Origin of the sequence: Vibrio sp. MMG023, from assembly GCF_021654215.1 — a bacterium.
Taxonomy (GTDB): domain Bacteria; phylum Pseudomonadota; class Gammaproteobacteria; order Enterobacterales; family Vibrionaceae; genus Vibrio; species Vibrio jasicida.
Genome location: NZ_JAKFZP010000003.1, coordinates 18,172 through 38,219 on the forward strand (window position 1 = coordinate 18,172; position 20,048 = coordinate 38,219).

At 45.4% G+C, this 20,048-nt stretch carries 17 protein-coding genes and 1 tRNA gene; 11 read left to right on the forward strand and 7 right to left on the reverse strand.

Translation table 11 applies throughout. The features are described from left to right. The first annotated feature begins 236 nt into the window (after positions 1-236). A complete protein-coding gene (locus L1076_RS09835; RefSeq protein WP_045463878.1) occupies positions 237-2,888 on the forward strand; it encodes a beta-N-acetylhexosaminidase in 2,652 nt (883 codons plus the stop codon). A gap of 449 nt (positions 2,889-3,337) precedes the next feature. Next, positions 3,338-4,030 (forward strand): oligogalacturonate-specific porin KdgM family protein, encoded by a 693-nt coding sequence (locus tag L1076_RS09840; protein WP_038879801.1) that lies wholly within the window; start codon positions 3,338-3,340, stop codon positions 4,028-4,030. Positions 4,031-4,361: 331 nt separating this feature from the next. Here L1076_RS09840 and L1076_RS09845 read toward each other — a convergent pair whose 3' ends face one another. Then, the gene (locus L1076_RS09845) at positions 4,362-4,811 is read right to left on the reverse strand and encodes a DUF411 domain-containing protein (RefSeq protein ID WP_237303558.1); all 450 of its coding nucleotides are present in this window, start codon (positions 4,809-4,811) and stop codon (positions 4,362-4,364) included. Between the two features lie 24 nt (positions 4,812-4,835). After that, positions 4,836-7,532 (reverse strand): heavy metal translocating P-type ATPase, encoded by a 2,697-nt coding sequence (locus L1076_RS09850; RefSeq protein ID WP_104037983.1) that lies wholly within the window; start codon positions 7,530-7,532, stop codon positions 4,836-4,838. Positions 7,533-8,005: 473 nt separating this feature from the next. Here L1076_RS09850 and chiP point away from each other — a divergent pair, with 473 nt between their 5' ends. The 5 genes from chiP (at position 8,006) to L1076_RS09875 (ending at position 13,775) form a co-directional block, all read left to right on the forward strand. Then, positions 8,006-9,127 carry a chitoporin gene (chiP, locus tag L1076_RS09855; RefSeq protein WP_038872845.1) on the forward strand — a complete coding sequence of 374 codons (1,122 nt, stop codon included), beginning with the start codon at positions 8,006-8,008 and terminating at the stop codon, positions 9,125-9,127. A 123-nt stretch (positions 9,128-9,250) separates the two neighbouring features. Then, positions 9,251-9,847 (forward strand): DUF2057 domain-containing protein, encoded by a 597-nt coding sequence (locus L1076_RS09860; RefSeq protein ID WP_039977242.1) that lies wholly within the window; start codon positions 9,251-9,253, stop codon positions 9,845-9,847. Between the two features lie 226 nt (positions 9,848-10,073). Next, positions 10,074-11,501 carry a glutamate--tRNA ligase gene (gene gltX / locus L1076_RS09865; protein WP_005438627.1) on the forward strand — a complete coding sequence of 476 codons (1,428 nt, stop codon included), beginning with the start codon at positions 10,074-10,076 and terminating at the stop codon, positions 11,499-11,501. A 606-nt stretch (positions 11,502-12,107) separates the two neighbouring features. Further along, entirely contained in the window at positions 12,108-13,064 is a 957-nt protein-coding gene (locus L1076_RS09870) for an OmpA family protein (protein ID WP_038872851.1), read from the forward strand. 204 nt (positions 13,065-13,268) lie between these two features. Then, a complete protein-coding gene (locus L1076_RS09875) occupies positions 13,269-13,775 on the forward strand; it encodes a hypothetical protein (RefSeq protein WP_038872853.1) in 507 nt (168 codons plus the stop codon). A 100-nt stretch (positions 13,776-13,875) separates the two neighbouring features. On the opposite strand, the gene L1076_RS09880 is transcribed toward L1076_RS09875, so the two are convergent. Together L1076_RS09880 and L1076_RS09885 are read right to left on the reverse strand one after the other, a co-directional pair. Then, positions 13,876-13,952, reverse strand: a tRNA-Arg gene (locus tag L1076_RS09880). Between the two features lie 68 nt (positions 13,953-14,020). Then, positions 14,021-15,154 carry a flagellar assembly protein FlgT gene (locus L1076_RS09885; RefSeq protein WP_038872856.1) on the reverse strand — a complete coding sequence of 378 codons (1,134 nt, stop codon included), beginning with the start codon at positions 15,152-15,154 and terminating at the stop codon, positions 14,021-14,023. Between the two features lie 172 nt (positions 15,155-15,326). Between L1076_RS09885 and L1076_RS09890 the strand changes: the two genes are divergently transcribed. Further along, positions 15,327-15,965, forward strand: coding sequence for a FlgO family outer membrane protein (locus L1076_RS09890; protein ID WP_104037980.1), 639 nt, complete (start codon positions 15,327-15,329; stop codon positions 15,963-15,965). 9 nt (positions 15,966-15,974) lie between these two features. Beyond that, positions 15,975-16,406 (forward strand): flagellar assembly lipoprotein FlgP, encoded by a 432-nt coding sequence (gene flgP, locus L1076_RS09895; RefSeq protein WP_038872861.1) that lies wholly within the window; start codon positions 15,975-15,977, stop codon positions 16,404-16,406. Positions 16,407-16,574: 168 nt separating this feature from the next. On the opposite strand, the gene flgN is transcribed toward flgP, so the two are convergent. The 3 genes from flgN to flgA all read right to left on the reverse strand — a co-directional run bounded on the left by flgN (position 16,575) and on the right by flgA (position 18,203). After that, on the reverse strand, positions 16,575-17,000 hold the full coding sequence (flgN, locus tag L1076_RS09900; protein WP_038872864.1) for a flagellar export chaperone FlgN: 426 nt from the start codon (positions 16,998-17,000) through the stop codon (positions 16,575-16,577). Between the two features lie 26 nt (positions 17,001-17,026). Then, positions 17,027-17,341, reverse strand: coding sequence for a flagellar biosynthesis anti-sigma factor FlgM (gene flgM, locus L1076_RS09905; RefSeq protein ID WP_005425628.1), 315 nt, complete (start codon positions 17,339-17,341; stop codon positions 17,027-17,029). A gap of 115 nt (positions 17,342-17,456) precedes the next feature. Next, the gene (flgA, locus tag L1076_RS09910) at positions 17,457-18,203 is read right to left on the reverse strand and encodes a flagellar basal body P-ring formation chaperone FlgA (protein ID WP_039975359.1); all 747 of its coding nucleotides are present in this window, start codon (positions 18,201-18,203) and stop codon (positions 17,457-17,459) included. A 76-nt stretch (positions 18,204-18,279) separates the two neighbouring features. Between flgA and L1076_RS09915 the strand changes: the two genes are divergently transcribed. Both L1076_RS09915 and L1076_RS09920 read left to right on the forward strand, forming a co-directional pair. Beyond that, the gene (locus tag L1076_RS09915) at positions 18,280-19,206 is read left to right on the forward strand and encodes a chemotaxis protein CheV (RefSeq protein WP_038872871.1); all 927 of its coding nucleotides are present in this window, start codon (positions 18,280-18,282) and stop codon (positions 19,204-19,206) included. Positions 19,207-19,217: 11 nt separating this feature from the next. Beyond that, a complete protein-coding gene (locus L1076_RS09920) occupies positions 19,218-20,045 on the forward strand; it encodes a protein-glutamate O-methyltransferase (RefSeq protein ID WP_038872874.1) in 828 nt (275 codons plus the stop codon). The last annotated feature ends 3 nt before the right edge of the window (positions 20,046-20,048 follow it).

Below are 20,048 nucleotides of genomic sequence, written 5' to 3' on the forward strand. Positions count from 1 at the left end.
AACTCGTCAAAAAAAGTTGTTCGTTTTTGACGTTTTAATTAAGTGATTGAAATATATGTGTTTATATTTTCTTAAGCAATGCTGAATTTGACCTGGATCACTTCTTAGTTTCATTAATTTTACGCTTAGAAATAACTGCTTGTATGTTGAATGCAACTGTTAAGCGCCTCGCATTTAGGTGCTCACCATTTTTGATAAATGTCGTTTTGAACCACTGACTTTTTGGGGAAAGTAAGATGTTGAAACATAGTCTGATTGCTGCTTCTGTTATTGCTACATTGGCAGGTTGCTCTTCACTACAGAATTCTGAGCAACAAGTTGTAAACTCATTGGCTGACAACCTTGATATTCAATATGAAGTGTTGACTAACCACGGCGCTAACGAGGGTCTTGCATGTCAGGACATGGGCGCAGAGTGGGCGTCTTGTAACAAAGTCAACATGACACTGGTTAACCAAGGCGAAGCGGTTGACTCTCAAGATTGGGCTATCTACTTCCACAGCATCCGTCTGATTCTGGATGTCGACAACGAACAATTCAAAATCTCTCGTGTAACGGGCGACCTACACAAACTAGAACCAACAGACAAATTTGATGGCTTTGCGGCAGGTGAAGAAGTGGTTCTTCCTCTTGTTGCTGAATACTGGCAGTTATTTGAAACTGACTTCATGCCGGGTGCATTTGTTGCAGCGCCAAACGCTGAGCCTAAGATGATCGCGTCGCTTAATACAGAAGACGTTAATTCTTTCGTTACTGGCCTTGAAGGCAACAATCTAAAACGTACGCCTGATGACAACAACATCATGGCAAGTGCGGTATCTCGTTTTGAAAAGAACGAAGATCTAGCAAAACAAGATGTATCAACTACGTTGCTACCAACTCCAATGCATGTGAAAGCAGGCAAAGGCACAGTAGACATCGCAGGTGGTATTGCGCTGCCGAAAGACGCATTTGATGCGGCTCAATACGCAGCAATTCAAGATCGTGCAGAAGTGGTAGGTGTGGATGTTCGTGGTGATGTTCCTGTTAGCATCACGCTAGTTCCTGCAAACTTCACCGGTGAATTAGCAAAATCTGGTGCTTACGATATGAGCATCAACGGCAACGGTATTGTTATTAAAGCGTTCGACCAAGCTGGCGCGTTTTACGCAGTACAATCTATCTTTGGCCTGATAGATAGCCAAAATGCTGATTCTCTACCACAACTGTCTATTCAAGATGCACCTCGCTTTGATTACCGTGGTGTGATGGTGGATGTGGCTCGTAACTTCCACTCTAAAGACGCAATTCTTGCAACGCTAGACCAAATGGCAGCGTACAAGATGAACAAACTACACCTTCACTTAACGGATGATGAAGGTTGGCGTTTAGAAATCCCGGGTCTGCCTGAGCTGACAGAAGTGGGTGCTAACCGTTGTTTCGATTTGGAAGAGAAAAGCTGTTTACTGCCTCAGCTTGGCTCAGGTGCAACGACAGACAACTTTGGTTCTGGCTTCTTCAGCAAAGCAGACTACGTGGACATCTTGAAGTACGCGAAAGCGCGTAACATCGAAGTGATTCCTGAAATCGATATGCCTGCGCACGCTCGTGCAGCTGTGGTATCAATGGAAGCTCGTTACGACCGCCTAATGGAAGAAGGTAAAGAAGCAGAAGCGAACGAGTACCGCCTGATGGATCCTCAAGATACATCGAACGTAACGACGGTTCAGTTCTACAACAAGCAAAGCTTCATCAACCCATGTATGGAATCTTCAACTCGCTTTGTTGATAAAGTGATTTCAGAAGTAGCGGCAATGCACCAAGAAGCGGGCGCACCGTTATCAACATGGCACTTTGGTGGTGACGAAGCGAAGAACATCAAGCTAGGCGCTGGTTTCCAAGATGTGAACGCTGAAGACAAAGTAAGCTGGAAGGGTACGATTGACCTGTCTAAACAAGACAAGCCATTTGCACAATCTCCACAATGTCAGACGCTAATTGCAGACGGTACGGTAAGCGACTTTGCTCATCTACCAAGCCACTTTGCAGAAGAAGTGTCTAAGATTGTCGCTGAGAAGGGCATCCCTAACTTCCAAGCTTGGCAAGATGGTCTTAAGTACAGTGAAGGCGAGAAAGCATTTGCAACAGAAAATACTCGCGTAAACTTCTGGGACGTTCTTTACTGGGGTGGCACGTCATCAGTGTACGAGTGGTCTAAGAAAGGTTACGACGTGATTGTTTCTAACCCTGACTACGTTTACATGGACATGCCATACGAAGTTGACCCGAAAGAGCGTGGTTACTACTGGGCTACACGTGCAACAGATACTCGTAAGATGTTTGGCTTTGCACCAGAGAACATGCCTCAAAACGCAGAAACGTCTGTAGATCGCGATGGTAATGGCTTTACTGGTAAAGGTGAAATCGAAGCGAAACCTTTCTACGGTCTATCAGCACAGCTTTGGTCTGAGACAGTACGTAATGACGAGCAATACGAGTACATGGTATTCCCTCGCGTACTAGCAGCCGCTGAGCGTGCATGGCACCGTGCTGATTGGGAAAACGACTACAAAGTGGGTGTTGAATACTCGCAAAACTCTAACCTAGTAGACAAAGCTGCGCTAAACCAAGACTACAACCGCTTTGCGAACGTACTTGGCCAACGTGAACTGGCTAAGCTAGAGAAATCTGGTATCGACTACCGCCTACCTGTACCAGGTGCGAAAGTAGAAGATGGCAAGCTAGCAATGAACGTTCAGTTCCCTGGTGTGAAGCTTCAATACTCTCTAGACGGCAAGAACTGGCTAACTTACGCAGACAATGCTCGTCCAAATGTGAAAGGTGAAGTGTTTATCCGCTCTGTATCTGCTACGGGTGAGAAAACAAGCCGCGTGACTAGCGTGAAGTAATTCTGCTAATCATTCACTAAAATCATTGTTCCTTACTCAAAGCCCTCAACTTATGTTGAGGGCTTTATTTATTTTTCTACGGAAAATAAGCGTGATCAATGTCTAATTATTTTTTACTGATAATTAAGTTCGTAATTTAGAAAGAAAAGAAGAGTGTGATCTCGATGCTTATTTTGTGCCAAATTTGAGAGCCTAATTAGCTTCAGGTCACACTTTATTTTTTTGACGAATTTTTAGATTTTATATCAAGTGACTGTATTTAATAAACTTTATTGGGTTTCGAAAATGTTGATTTGAATTGGATCACTGTTTTAAACGATTTATTTTTCAATGCGAATTAATTTGCGCAGTATTGCTGTCGCCAGGGAGGCACATCCCAATGTTTGCGATGAAGGGCAGTGATAGCCGGACATCTCATCGCATAACGTGAACAAATAAAGGCAGTAATTATGAAAAACGTTTTAGCACTAAGTGCACTTTCTCTTGTTTTCGCTTCAAGCGCTTTCGCAGACTCATCTTACGTAACGGGTAATATTCAATTTCACGATGATGGTCGAATTCACGGTTCGGACATGACATCAACGCTAGAAGCTGGCCACACTTTCGATAACCAATTCGGCGGCTTCACGGTTTACACTGAGTTTGATGGCATCCAACTTGGTAAGTTAGAAACTGAAAACGGCGGCGCAGGTAACACAACACCAGCTATCACTGTGGGTGGTGAGCAAGCATTTAACATCACTGATCACCTATGGGTTGCAGCAGGTTACCAGCATCTATTCTCTGCTGGGGAGAGCATTCAATACCGCCCGCTAGTTAAAATCGGCTACAACTTCGATAATGGTATCTCTCTAAGCAACCGTACTCGTGCACACATCGATGCAACAGACGCAGATGCGAAAACAGATTACCGCATGGATAACCGCATTGGTTACGCGATGAATGAAGATGTGACACTGAGCTACAACAACGTTTACATGATTGATGCTGAAACCATGGACCACGAGTTACGTGCAACATGGACTCGTAAGGGCGTTCAACCTTACTTTGAGTTCCGTAGCCAAGCACACGGTGCAGAGAATGCATCAGGTGATAGCCTAGTAAACAACGCATTTGTATTCGGCGCATCTTACGGCTTCTAATTAAAAAGTTTGTCTAATACCCAAGTAACCTCGAGATGCTAGGTTCAGCGAGAATGACTTGGTTTGAAGGCAAGGCAACAATTTGAAGATCTAGTGGTTCTAAATCAAAAATTGTTAACAAAGCATGCAAGGCAAGACAACTCGCCCTCTGGGAGCGTGTCATTGACTCAATTGCTGTGTCAAACAACTTGGAAAGAGCTTGCTATTCCGCTTCGTTGTCTTCCTTGCACTCGAATCAATGACAACGCTCTGAACTCTGCATCTTGAAGTCACTTGGGTATATTTGTCCATTAAGAAAAAGCCCAGCGGTTTGTCTCGCTGGGCTTTATTTTTATTGCTCGTTACCTTTGTGGTAACGGTATTCGTATACTTGGCCTTTCTCGTTGTAGGCGTAAACAGCGTAGCTGTCTTTCTTATCGCCGTATTCCATGCCTGGTGAGCCCATTGGCATACCCGGTACAGTCAGGCCTTTTGCATTTCGAGGCGGGTTTTCTAAGAAGGCTTGAATGTCGGCGGCAGGAATATGACCTTCAAATACGTAGCCATCGATCTCTGCGGTATGGCAAGAATAAAGCTGTTCGTTCTCGATGCCTAAATCGCGTTTGATCGCATTCATGTCATCATGCAGCTTTTCTTCCACAGTAAAGCCATTCTCTTCCATGTGTTTTGTCCATTCGCCACAGCAGCCACAGTATGGCGATTTGTGGTTGATGACATCAGCGGCTAATACGTTCGCCGATGTGACAGCAAGCATTGTAAAGGTCAATAGTTTCAACTTCATAATATCCTCGAGAAGAAGTGTCGCTTACTTAATGGTAAACAGTCGTAGTCGATTTGCATTACTGACGACCGTGATTGAAGACAGTGCCATCGCTGCACCAGCAACGACAGGACTGAGCAAAAATCCAAACGCTGGGTAAAGTACGCCTGCGGCGATAGGAATACCCAACGAGTTATAAATAAAGGCGCCGAACAAGTTTTGTTTCATGTTCTTAAGTGTTGCGCGAGAGAGTTCAATCGCATGCACAACGGCCATTGGTGATGTATTGAGAATGGTCATTTGTGAGCTTTCGATTGCCACGTCACTGCCACTTCCCATTGCGACACCAAGATCCGCCAACGCAAGGGCTGGTGCGTCATTGATGCCATCACCGATCATCGCCACTGTACGGCCTTGAGATTGCAACAGTTCAATATGCTGCGCTTTCTCGTCGGGCATCACTTGAGCGATGACTTCATCAATGCCGAGCTCTTTACCGATGGCATTGGCAACGTGTTGGTTGTCGCCTGTGAGCATAACTGTTTTTATGCCCTGCGATTTTAATGCAGACACCGCTTGCTTGGCATCAGATTTAATTGGATCAGCGATGGCAATTAAACCAATCAGTTCGTTGTTCAGAGCCACTGCCACTGGTGTCCATGCGTTGTTTGCACAATCTTGAATCGCTTGCTTCATTGAGCTGGTATCAATCTGCACTGTTTGCATAAATTGCAATGAGCCAATGAGTAGCGGTTGTGCTTGGTAAGTCGCAGTAATGCCACGGCCACGAATGTTCTCGAATGCGCTCAACTCAATATTTTCAGTATTGTTCTTTCTCGCGTAATCACACACGGCTTTTGCCAACGGGTGCTCCGATTGACGTTCTGCCGCGTATGCCAGAGCTAGCAAGCGCTCTTGGCTGGTGGCGTGAGTAAACACTTGCTGCACACTCGGTTTACCTTGAGTCAGCGTGCCGGTTTTATCGAATACGACGGTGTCGATTTTGCTTGCCAACTGCAGTGCGTCAGCGTCTTTGATCAGAATGCCGAGCTCTGCGGCTTTACCTACACCAACCGTAACCGACAATGGCGTTGCTAAGCCTAGCGCACAAGGGCAGGCGATGATCAGTACGGTGGTAGTTACCACAAGCATGTAGCTGGCTTTAGGTTCTGGACCTACGGCAAACCAAACCAAAGCGGCAAGGATTGCGATACCGACCACGACCGGAACAAATACCGATGAAATCTGGTCCGCTAATTTGGCAATGGCAGGCTTACTGCTTTGCGCCGTGCGTACCATGCGAATGATTCGAGCCAGCATGGTGTTCGCGCCGATGCCCGTTGCTTCAATGATTAATCCACCATCTGTGTTCAGTGTACCGGCAGACACTTGTGCATCTTGCGCTTTTAACACTGGTACTGGTTCACCGGTTAGCATCGACTCATCAATGTACGATTCACCCTGTATCACAACGCCATCTACTGGTACTTTCTCGCCCGGTTTGATGCGCAGTTTCATGCCTAGCGTGATTTGTTCAACTGCGATCTGTTGATCACCTTGTTCTGTCATCACCGTCGCTTGTTGAGGTTGCAAGTTAATCAGAGCCTGCAATGAGCGTGTTGTGTTTGCTTTGGCTTTTGCCTCTATGTAGTGACCAAGAGAAATTAAGCCGATGATCATTGCGCTCGCTTCAAAGTACACATGGCGTGAAGCAAGAGGGAACCAGTCTGGGAAAATCACCACAAGCATTGAATAGAACCACGCCGCACCAGTACCTAGCGCGACTAAGGTGTCCATAGTGGCACGTTTGTGAGTGGCTGCTAACCATGCGTTAGTAAAGAAGTGCTTACCCGCAGTTGCTAGCAGTAAGAGACACAGAATACCAATCGCACCCCAAGCCAACTGGTCGTTCGTATTGCGAATCACCATGTTGCCGCCAAATACCCCCCACAACATCAGTGGCGCACCGACAACTAAGCCAGCTATTGCATCAAGCCTGAAGCGTTTTTGTTGGGCAAGTTGCTGTGCTGCTTGCTTTTCTTGTTGCGTTGCTGCGTCTTGGAGAACCTCTGCTTGGTAACCGGCTTGTTTTACTGAATCAATAATTGCGTGGTGAAGGGCTTCAGAATCTTGAGTAGCGAACACTAATGCACTTTGCTCAGCAAGGTTTACTTGTGCTTTCTCAATGCCTTCTACGTTAGTAAGTGCTTTCTCTACTGAAGAGACGCAACTCGCGCACGTCATGCCTTGAATCAGCATTTGCAGCTGAATACTTGCTGGTGGCACCTGCGCATCTTTAATATTGCTTTGCTTGTCTGCTTGTTCAGTCTCTGGTGAGCTTTCTTCTTCTACTTCAATAGAATCAGAGCTGGCGGTGTAGCCGAGAGTCGCCACAAGATCGATCACTTTCTGCTCTGATAGTAGGGTCGAGATATCGAGTTGGGTTGTCGACGCTTGAAATGCAATTATGTCTTGGTTTGCTTCTAACAAAGAAGAGAGTTTCTTCACGCAGCCGCCACAACTTAGTCCAGCTAGGTTGAACTGATATTGATGGCCAGCGTGATAACCCAATGTCTCGATGGATTCAACAATAGAAGAAAGAGGGGACTCGGTTTTCAACTCAACCACTGTTGGGGACAAATTGATGATCTCAACACTGTGATTGGCATGTAAAGCTTTCTCAACTTTTCTAGCGCAGCCCATGCAGTTAAGCCCTGACATCGGTACAACGAACTGATACATAATTTGTCCTCAAGAATAGTAATGTTCAGAGGATAAACCTTCCTGCAAGGGGAAGGTCAAGCATTTCGACGTGAAACAATTTCGTCAAAATCCCCCTACTTGCACCGTCAATGTACTGATATTGTTGCGAGTTATCTCAAAGTTTTTTCTCTCTGAATATAAAGTTCCGTTAAAACGCCTAAAAGTGAGGTGAGGTTGCTCACGAATTTCGAGCTTTTTATATAAAAAGCAAGTGACTCTGGATGCTTTTGACGTTTTTATATTTTTATTTGTCATTTTAAGTCGTTGTTATTAATCGGTTTATATTGTTTTTGATCTTCTCATTTTGAAGTTGCTCAGATTGCCGTGGGGAAAGTTTTTTACTGCGAAAAAAGTTTGTCATATTTGCTCCGTCCAAACACAGATTCAAGTTCCTGCAATGTCCTAGTTAGCGAATTTGAAAATGGAAAAAACTAAAAATATAGGGGTTAAAAATGTCTTACCTAAAGAAAAGCCTACTTGCTACTGCAATCACAGGCATGATGTTCAGTGGTTCAGCTTTTGCTGATGGTGCAAACAGTGATGCAGCGAAAGAGTACCTAACTAAAGACTCTTTCTCATATGAAGTGTACGGTATTATCGCGATGCAGGCCGCGTACCGCGATTACGATTCTGGTAGCAAAGCAACTGACGATGACTTGGGCGGCATGCAGCTAAACAACGAATCACGTATCGGCTTCCGTGGTAAAAAGCAATTCGCTAACTTTGAACCAACGTTCATTTGGCAAATCGAAGGTGGCTACGTAGACCCAAGCTTTGGTGGTGAAGGCGCAGGTCTTGGTGAGCGTGACACATTCGTAGGTTTTGAAAGCGCTTCTTGGGGTCAAGTTCGTCTAGGTCGCGTTCTTACTCCAATGTACGAGTTGGTTGACTGGCCAGCATCTAACCCAGGTCTAGGTGATGTTTACGACTGGGGTGGTGCAATCGGTGGTGCTAAGTACCAAGACCGTCAATCAAACACTATCCGTTGGGATTCTCCAATGTACGCTGACAAGTTCTCTATCGACGCAGCAGTGGGTGCTGGTGATAAAGCGGGTCTAGGTGAAGGTGACGATTACTGGGGCGGCATCGCGGCTCACTACAAGTTAGGTCCACTACAATTGGATGCTGCTTACGAAGGTAACCGTAACATCGAAGGTGAAAGTCAAACTTGGGAAAACAACACGTACCTACTAGGTGTTCAAGGTTGGTTTGACAACGGTATCTCTTTCTTCGCTCAATACAAATACATGGAAGCTGATGCAAGCAACGGTGTAAGCGAGAAGCAAGATGCGATGTCTGCAGGTCTAATGTACACAACAGGTGATTGGCAGTACAAACTGGGTTACGCAGCAAACTTCGACCTAGAACGTGACGGTAAGACAATCGATAACACAGCGGATGATGTACTATCAGCACAGATCATGTACTTCGTAGACCCATCTGCAGTACTTTACGCTCGTGCTCGTACGCTAGACTTCGGTGACGGTGCGTCTCAAGTAGACGATGACACTAAAGCACGTTGGAAGTCAGCTGACTACGACGAGTTCTCTGTAGGTGTTGAATACTACTTCTAATATAGAAGCAGCTAAAAGGGCGGAAACGCCCTTTTTGTATTGATACTTATTCACATAAGTCATTGGAATTACTGGCCTGTTGATTTCAGTGACTTATCTAAATTGGTATAAGACGAGAAAACCATGATGAAAAAAACAACCACACTATTAGGACTTTGCGCACTTATTTCTGCGCCTGCATTTGCTGCTCAACTGACTCTGCAAGCGGAATTGGTTCCTCGCGTTCTCAACAGTGAGTTCGTCTACCCTGAGTGGATCTCTGACAACAACAGCATCAAAGTAGAAGACGGTGCAAACCAACTGGCCGTGAACGTGGGCCAAATTGTTTTTGAAGATGGTAAGCGTCGTAAGTTTGATTCACAGCCTCTTTTACTTGAGTTCGATGCACCGAAAGATGCAGAGCTAACGCTGACATACAATAAGTTCCGCACTATTGAAGAAGCCAAAGCATTTGAAATGGATCCGAAACTGACGCTGAAAGACGCAAGCGGTAAAGATGTTGAGTTTTCAATGGTTCAACTTCGCAAAGGCGGCCTGCAAGGGTTCCGCGACTATGAACGTGAAGTGGCTGATTACAACAAAGCAATGAACAAGCAATCGACGAAAGCAAGCATCGCGGCGTCTCCAGCAGTCACTAAGACATTGAAAGAGTCCTTCACTGATCTAAGCCGTCAAGAGCAACAAGAATTCATGCAGTGGGCGATGCAGAATCTAAAATAATCGGCATTCGTAACTTTCTTTTGCGATAGCTCTTCTGTTGTTCCAAGCGTTTTGTCGCTATAAATAAGAGGGCAGTACCTTAATCGGTGCTGCCCTGTTTGTATTTCTGGCGTTAAACCACACGGAAGGATTGTAGAATCGACCTACGATGGTAAAATGTCGCCACTTTTATCCTTGATATTACAACGAGAGCCCTCTCGTTGCTCATTACCCCTAAGGAACTCTGATGACGGTTAAAACTCGTTTTGCTCCTAGCCCAACTGGCTACCTACACGTTGGTGGTGCGCGTACTGCACTTTACTCTTGGCTATATGCTAAAAACCAAGGTGGTGAATTCGTTCTACGTATCGAAGATACTGACCTTGAGCGTAACTCTCAGGAAGCGGTTGATGCGATCCTAGAAGGCATGGAATGGCTAGGTCTTGAGTGGAACGAAGGTCCTTACTTCCAAACTCAACGTTTTGATCGTTACAACGAGATGGTTGATAAGCTTCTAGAAGAAGACAAAGCATACAAATGTTACGCATCTAAAGAGCTGCTAGACGAAGTTCGCGCAGAGCAAGAAGCAAACAAAGAAATGCCTCGTTACGATGCTAACCATCCAAAAATCAAAGCGGCAAACGAAGCGGCAAAAGATGGCGATCCATGTGTTATCCGTTTCCGTAACCCGAAAGAAGGCAGCGTAGTATTTGATGATCAAATCCGTGGCCGTATCGAAATCAGCAACACACAAATGGATGATCTGATCATCCGTCGTACTGACGGTTCGCCAACGTACAACTTCTGTGTAGTGGTTGACGACTGGGATATGGGCATCACTCACGTAGTGCGCGGTGAAGACCACATCAACAACACGCCTCGTCAGATCAACATCTACGAAGCGCTAGGTGCGCCAGTACCAACATTCGCACACTGTGCAATGATCCTAGGTGATGACGGTGCGAAACTGTCTAAGCGTCACGGCGCTGTATCGGTAATGCAATACCGCGATATGGGTTACCTACCTGCAGCACTAAACAACTACCTAGTGCGTCTTGGTTGGTCTCATGGTGATCAAGAAATCTTCACTCAAGAAGAGATGATCAACCTATTTAGCCTAAACGCAGTATCTAAGTCAGCGTCAGCATTCAACACTGACAAACTGCAATGGTTGAACAACCACTACATCAAGAACTCAGATCCAGCGTACGTTGCACAGCACCTACAATGGCACCTAGATCAACAAAAACTAGACGTAACAAACGGCCCAGCTATCACTGAAGTGATCAAGCTAGTGGGTGAGCGTTGCAACACGCTAGTTGAGCTAGCTGAGCAAATCCGTTACTTCTACGAAGACTTCGCTGAGTTTGAAGCGGGCGCGGCGAAGAAACACCTACGCGGCGTGGCTAAAGAGCCTCTAGAGCTTGCTCTAGCGAAAGCAGAAGCACTGACTGAGTGGACGACAGCGAACATCAAAGATGGCGTTATCGCAGCAGTATGTGAAGAGCTAGAAATCGGCATGGGCAAAATCGGTATGCCATTACGCGTTGCAGTCACAGGTGGCGGTCAGTCTCCTTCTGTAGACGCAGTAATGGAACTGATTGGCAAAGAACGCTGCGTTGCTCGCATCAAGATGGCGCTTGAGTTCATCGCTGAGCGTGAAGCAAACGCATAATTGCTTGAATAATTAGTCGAAAAGCCGCGGTAAATACCGCGGCTTTTTTTGTATCTGGCACCAGGGAAACAGCAAATTTCCTGAAATACCGCCTGAATTACTGAACTTTTTCTCATCAGATTGCTCAAAAGTTGATAAGTTTTACTAATCCAAATATAGCTGTTGTGAATGCTAATTGAGTAGTTTCATGCGAAATATCTCTCTGAAATAAAAACACTATCCTCAAAGTTCCTTAAATATCGTCTCATTTATGAGAAGTTAATTTGCTTTACCTCTACTATTTTGAAACTTCACGCAAACGTTTGCGTTATTGCTGTGGCTCACTTTATGGTGCGCCAGATCACACTAAATCATGCTTTTCGATGACACTAAATTGACAGTTTTGGGATTTGTCTCGGGATTTCTTAGGGTTATAGTGCTCGCCGTCAGTGAGGCACGCTTATGCATCATTGAGCAGGAGACATACCCAAGTGACTTTTATGCAAATGAGCGGAAGTTATTTCGGTATCAAACTCAAAGGAACTGAATAAAAGAATTGAAATACAACGTCAGTCAGGCGGCGCATTTCGTTAACGAACAAGAGAACTTCTTTTAGAGGAATCAATAATGAAAAAACTAGCAGCGGTAATTTCAGCTTCTTTACTTATGGCTTCAGCAGCGCACGCAGAAGTATACGTGGGCGGTAAGATGGGTAAGTCTTGGATGGACGACGCTTGTGTAGCTGGTCAAGCTTGTGACAAAGATGGCTCTACTCTAGGTGCTTTTGTTGGTTACGAAATGAATGACTACTTCTCAGTAGAAGCTGGCTTCGACAACCTAGGTGACTTCGACCAAACTTCTTTCGGTGGCCACGTAGAAGCAATTACACTTGCTCCTAAGTTCAGCCTACCAATCACAGAAGACATCGCACTTTACGGTAAAGTGGGTGGTGCTTACCTAATGATGAACGATGGTAAAGACGATTACTCTTACCTAGGTGCAGCTGGTGTTGAATTCAACGTAAGCGAAAACGTAACAGCACGTGCGGAATACCAAACAATCACTGACATCAACAACGATTCTGTGAAAGCAATGGGTAACTCTGCAACGCTAGGTGTTGCATTCAAGTTTGGCGGTAACGACGAAGTTGTTGTTGAAGAAGAGCCAATCGTTGAAGAAGTGGTTGTTGAAGAAGTTGCTCCAGTTGTAGTAACTAAGACTTTTGAAACTCAAACTATCGGTACAGGTAGCTTTGCACTAAACAGCACAACTCTAAAACCAGAGAGCGCTGCAAAACTAGACGAGCTAGTAGCATTCCTAAACGAGTACCCACAAGCGAACGTTGACGTAATTGGTTACACAGACACTTCAGGCCCAGCAGCTTACAACCAAAAAGTTTCTGAGAAACGTGCTGAATCTGTAGCAAACGCGCTAGTAGAAAAAGGTATCGATGCTTCACGTATCCACGCTCGTGGTGAAGGTGAAAACAACCCAATCGCTTCAAACGAGACTCGTGAAGGTCGTGAACAAAACCGTCGCGTAGAAGTTGTTGTTCCTGAGTTTGAATACCAAGTTCAGCAATAAGCTCCTATCTGACCGTTAGAAGCATAAACGCTGAATGCCCCAAAGAGTTCGCTCTTTGGGGCTTTTTTATATCTATTGCGCTCATCTTAGATGTATTACAAAAGAATCAACGTCTATGCTATTTACAGTTTTGTATTTTATTACTTTAATTATGTATGAGTTTTGCTTACCCTTTGGCTATTAATAGAATTATTAGTTAGCACTATGTCTAAGAGCAATTTAATAACAAACACTGGACACCGCTTTATTTCGAAAGGCAAAACAGCCTTTAAGATCCACATCCACACACCGGAAGATACGGTATTGCACCGCTCCGTGGGTTTCGTTCGCATTGGAGAAAAGAAAGGCCTTAAGAAGGCCATCAAACTGCGTAACGAGCTCGGGCGTGAAATGTGGGGCAAGTTTTGGCGTCGTCTATTGAAAGACCCGTACCTGATGACAAGGCTGCCACACAGCGTTGAGCCTAAGATTGTCCATAAACCCAACCCAACGTTGGAAGATCCGAACAATCGAGACACTTGTTACATTGCCAAGTGGCGTGAGTTCGATGAGGAAGGGCAGTACAAGTACAAAACGGTGGTTCGATCCATCAACAAGTACGGAAAACTTGCCGCCTATATGCAGACGAAAAAAGCGTTGTTGGATGCACACAAAGATAACCTTGAGATCTTAACCTTCATGGGGCGCCTAAACAGCATTGATCTCAAGTAAGCGGTTTTTCACTGGTGTCGTCGACATCGTTCGAAATGATTTCCCTATACTACGGGCATAAAAAAGCCTTAGCTTGAATGCAATAAGCTAAGGCTATGAATGGCGCCCCCAGTAGGATTCGAACCTACGACCTGTCCCTTAGGAGGGGACTGCGCTATCCAGCTGTGCCATGGGGGCGTAATCAAATAAGATGCGTTACCTATGATATTCAAAAGTAAGCATATCGCAAAGCCTTATACGCGTTGCTAAAGCATCTTGTTCATTACGTCGCCAATTTGAACACTTGAGGCAAGGTTTGGTTGTTCGATCGTCAGTTCCGCTTCGTGCTCGTAGACACGAGTTACCCTAAGGGTTATTTCGCTCTGAGAGACCTTATTACGTGGCAAACCGTTTTGGTCGATGAATGACGCCGTGTGCCACAATTGCAGCTGGTCACCCTCTTGTACGCCGTGCATGCGGCCAAGATCCATGGTGACTGTGTTGCCAAATACCGCGACCACTTCTGGTAGGGTAATTTTACAAGACAGTTCCGATTCCAAATCCAACATAATATTACGGCTCACGCGCAGCATCATTTCACCGTAGGTGGATGCCCAGAAGCGTGCACTGCGTGTATCGACTTGGCTGGTTTTTGCAAATGGCCAGCGAGCCACTTCACGGTAATTTTTGTGGTAGACCTCATGGCCAGTTTTACCGTCAAAAACTTTCATCTCCAGTGCAAACTGACGATTGATTACGTCGTCTTTCAATAATTTTGCATCAATGGTTGCGGTTAAATCTGTTACTACACCACCAATGATGTATTGCGCGCCGTTGTCTTGCGCGATCATTTTGGTTCGTTCAGGGTAATTTGCGCTGATCGAATAATCGGTGGTGCCAACAGAAACAAAGCTGCGTGAAGTTTGATCCAATTGACGATTCACAACATGGCTGAAATCGTCGCCGACATTGTAGATCTGACCCATGACCGCCTGTTGGGGTGACGCGACATCAATGTTACCCACCAGAACGGTTTTCTTGTATTGATCCACGTGGCAACCCGTTGCCGATGGATAAATGTCCACACGGATGCGCATTTCCATCTTGCCGCTGCGTTTACGCTCTGACTCCACCAAGATGTAACGCACTTCATGGTTAGTGAATTGGTACTCTTTGCGGCTTTCTTCTAATAGCGGCATCAAATTACTGATGCTGCCAATGTCTGCGCCCGAAAAGTTGACGGCTTTGAAGAGGGCGTCTTCCAATGCGTGCAGCCTTGCCGCTTCATCTGAAGAGACGATCGTGGCAACGCCTGTCACTTCATACCAAGATGCTGCCGCTCGAAATGGCGTCATCAATATGAAAGTGATTGATATTAGGCTAAAAAATAATTTTTTCATTGTTTGTAACCGTTCGGGTATAAATATTGCTTTACCAATTTCAGTGAAGTTTGGTGGCTTTTTCTTAGTTAGACAAACAGAAGAAAAGCAAAGACTGTTCCAAGATCACGCTTCTTCGTAAACGAAGTGATGAAAGAGCAGTAACACCTAAGATTATCTGGAGAATCAAACCATGAAAAGATGGCTTGTCGCCGCATTGATGATGACGCTTTTGACATCGTGCGCGTACTCACCAATTTACAATGGTAAAGAACCGTATTCTGGCAGTCAGTTTATGCTGATGGACAGTCCTCGTCATACGATGGACTTTTTCATTGAGAGCATGACGGAAGAGTTAATGGTTTCGAATGTTGCAGTATCGTCGCGTACACCGATTGCGATTACCTCTTTTGTCGATCTGCAAAGCATGGATGCCACTAACTGGCTGGGCAATTCGGTATCGGAAGGGTTTATCCATCAGTTCCAGCGCCGTGGCTTCAAAGTTGTGGATTTTAAAACAACGGGCAATATCCAAGTTACACAGCAAGGTGACTTTGCTCTAAGCCGTGATTGGCAAGACCTTGCACAAGCACAAGAGATTCAATACGTGCTGACCGGTACGATGTTGCGTCAAGAGGGCGGCGTCCTAGTCAACGCTCGTGTAGTTGGAATGCAAAGCCGTATCGTAGTGGCGACAGCGCAAGGCTTCTTGCCTGCGGACCGTATTGGTCGTGATTTGGATACGCTTAACAGTATTCGCACTCAAGATGGCGTGCTGATTCGCTCCGACCCAACTATTCGTCAGCCATACACAGTGATTCTCCGCCCGTAGGACATTAGCATGAAGAAGTTATTATTTATTATTGCGACATTGGTGCTGGTGGGGTGTCAACCATTGCAGCAGATGCGCCAAGATGAGATTTTAGTGGCGGTAGGTTATGCCAGCGTAAGTGAGCAAACAGGCCGAACCGTTGAAGAAAGACGCGTTCGTGCCATGCGTGCGTCAAAGATTGATGCTTACCGTGAGTTAGCAGAGCAAGTGTATGGTATGCGTGTTAGCGGCCGTGCCGAGCTTGCTGATCAGCGTCTGGGTGTGGAAAGTACCACTGGCGCTGTTGATGGCGTTATCCGTGGTGCAGAAGTCGTGCGCAGTTACTTGGTTGAAGACAGTTACGTGACAGAGCTTCGCCTAGATATCCGCAAAATGGATAAGCTGCGAGATTACGGAGAAGTACAACAAGTTCCTGAGAAGCGTCAGCAGACCTTGTTCTAATTCGACCCAGCTTTACTCAACAGATAATCTTTCTTAAGCGGCTGATTGGCAACAATGAGTCGCTTTTTTGTTGGCGTTTTATTGCGAAGTCGTGTGAGTAGAAAATACCCTCAGTGGGAATGTTCTGGTGAGCGTGGAGCGAATGCCAAAGAGTAGAGGTGAGGAAATCTACGCTTTAATGTTGGTTCCGAGAGTAGAAATCGTATGGGTTTTACCGCCAGCATTGTAAGTCATGCCGATCTTACCGTGGGTATGTTGAAGCATGTTGTTAAGTTTGTTGAAACTCAGTTGAGCACGGTTGAGTGATTCACCGTTCATTTGGTTTACTTGCTGACAATCGAGGACGATGGATTGGATTTGAGCGACTAGCTGACTTAGGTTTTCGTCTTCAGTAAGTTGATTGACGTGCGGGTGAGAGGCGATTCGCTGGTCAGTGGTTCTTAGTTGACCAATGAGTGTCATTTTTTCTTTGGCGAGTTTTTCGATCTCAATAGAGACACGAGCAGTGATGGCTTGTGTTTCTTGACGCAGTACACCAGAAAGTGCTTTCGCATTTTCTAGCTGGAAATTTACAAGATCGACTAATGCTGCCATGAATACTTACCTTGGGCCTAAGTCAGTTAGCTTTTGCCTTGCAATTCGTTTTCAAACTTAATCATATTGTCCGCCAGTTTTTCTGGGTCGACTTTGTATGAACCGTTTGCGATTGCTTCTTTAATTGCCGCTACTTTTGCGCTGTCATAAGCCGGAGAAGCTGCCATATCCTTTTGGAGTTTGCTGACTGCTTTGCCTTGTTGGCTTAGTGATACCGCGTCTTGCTGTGCTGGCGCTTTTTTCGATTCCGTTGTGCTGGTTGCACTAGAATCTGTACGTGCAGGTGCGCGACTGGTTGTCGTCATCATCTGTCCTGAACGTATATTGTCTATACCTGCCATATATCAACCTTAAACTCGTATCGTAATACTGGTATCCAGACTATCGACCAAGTACCAAATAACTTTAGTGCTTTTTTGCATTTTTATTGATCGATTTGCCGTACACCAGCCAACCTTAAAAGGTGATGGTGATTTCCGCAATGCCTGTCACAATTCCTTCTATTATACGTTGGGACTTATCATTTTTCACTCTTACTTGATCGCCAGAAGATCCATCTTGCAATGCGGTGCCTTGCGTGGTGATGGTCATACCTGATTTTACTGCTCTGATCGTCACTTTCTCATTACGGCAAACCACGCACACGTCATTGCGCTCGACCACATCACCTAGGCGTACATTGCGCTTGAGTTTTGAGCCGATCACTTGCTCAATATTGGTGAAACCGTCTTTGCGAAAACGCTGTAACTCGATCATTGAAGTGGTTACGTCAGAAGCACTGATGATCTCTCCTCGACCTAACTGGCGGGTAGAAACGATCATTGGAACTGAAGCCGAGATCCTTACCGGAACGTAGACCTTCCAATTGTCTGCTGGGCATTCAACCAAAACGTTAATATTGCTGCGTGTGCTACTGGTTGAAGATGCAGATGTATCAAGGGGCTCTGGGCAATCGGTGGCTTTGATACGTGGATCAATATTTGCCGCATTGACGGACAAATTTCCTCCCGCTGGTTGCTCTACCGTGCTAAGAATGTGCTGCTCGGCGGCGGTTCGGATTTGCTCAAGTTGGTTTTCCGTTGCTGAATGCACAAAAAAGCTAAACATACTGAGCAAGATGCCGATAGACTTAGCGTACTTTGTAAATAACGCTCTACATATTGTCATAGTCAATGGTGTCGAATTCATATTATGATACGCCATACTGTTTCTCTGGTATTATGCCTACCAGTGGTAGAGTATCATTTAAAATCAAAAAGTTTGAGATGGAGATGAGCATATGACGGGGATTCTTGATTCGGTGAATCAGCGTACGCAACTCGTTGGCCAAAACCGATTAGAATTACTGACTTTTCGGTTGATGGGGCGACAGCGTTACGGCATTAACGTATTCAAAGTAAAAGAAGTACTACAGTGCCCTAAGCTGACTTCAATGCCAAATCTACACCCTTTGGTGAAAGGTGTTGCTCATATCCGTGGCCATACTGTGTCAGTGATTGATTTAAGTCTGGCAATCGGTGGCCGCCCAACCACAGATATTGATAAATGTTTTGTTGTTATCGCAGAATTCAACCGTACTATCCAAGCGTTTTTGGTGTCGTCGGTTGAGCGCATTATTAACATGCATTGGGAAGCGATTCTGCCGCCACCTGATGGTGCAGGCAAAGCGCATTACCTAACTGCGGTAACGAACATTGATAACGAATTGGTAGAAATCCTAGACGTAGAAAAGATCTTAGCTGAGATTGCGCCAGTGGATGAAACCATGGATTCAGCTATCGGTGAAGAAATTGCCGTTGCTGAGCAAGCGAAGCCAATTGTTCGTCGTATTTTGATTGCGGATGACTCAACCGTTGCTCGTAAACAAGTTGAGCGAGCAATTACTTCGATTGGATTTGAAGTTGTCTCTGTGAAAGATGGTAAAGAAGCGTACAATAAGCTACTTGAAATGGCACAAGAAGGAAGCATCTACGATCAGATTTCGTTGGTGATCTCCGACATTGAAATGCCAGAAATGGATGGTTACACGCTAACCGCCGAGATTCGCAGAAATGCAGATTTGAAGAACCTTTATGTTATCCTCCACTCCTCATTGAGTGGCGTCTTCAACCAAGCCATGGTTGAGCGCGTGGGTGCAAACACCTTCATTGCGAAATTTAACCCAGATGAATTGGGTAACGCGGTTAAATCTGCATTAACACAATAAAAGAGACATTAATGACTGCTATTACAATCAGTGATCAAGAGTATCGTGACTTTAGCCGTTTTCTAGAATCACAGTGTGGCATCGTATTAGGTGACAGTAAGCAATACCTAGTGCGCAGCCGACTGAGCCCGCTTGTGACTAAATTCAAGCTTGCTTCGTTGTCTGATTTGCTCCGTGATGTCGTAACTGGCCGCAACCGTGAACTGCGAGTTGCCGCTGTGGATGCGATGACGACTAACGAAACATTGTGGTTCCGAGATACTTATCCGTTCACGGTATTAGCTGACAAATTGTTGCCGGAGATGGCGGCAAATAAACGACCAATTAAAATTTGGTCAGCTGCTAGCTCGTCGGGTCAAGAACCTTACTCAATGGCAATGACCATCTTGGAAACGCAGCAGCGTAAACCGGGTCTATTGCCGAGCGTGTCGATCACCGCGACGGATATCTCAGCAAGTATGTTGGATATGTGCCGAGCGGGTGTGTACGACAACCTAGCATTGGGCCGTGGCCTTTCTCCTGAGCGCCGTCGTACCTTCTTTGAAGATGCTGGCGATGGCCGTATGAAAGTTAAAGACAACGTGAAACGCTTGGTAAACTTTCGTCCACAAAACTTGATGGAAAGCTATGCGCTGATGGGCAAGTTCGACATTATTTTCTGTCGTAACGTGTTGATTTACTTCTCTCCAGAGATGAAGTCTAAAGTGCTGAACCAGATGGCAAACAGCTTAAATCCTGGTGGCTACCTGTTGTTAGGTGCTTCGGAATCGCTCACTGGTTTGACCGACAAATTTGAAATGGTGCGCTGTAATCCAGGTATTATTTACAAATTAAAGTAGCGG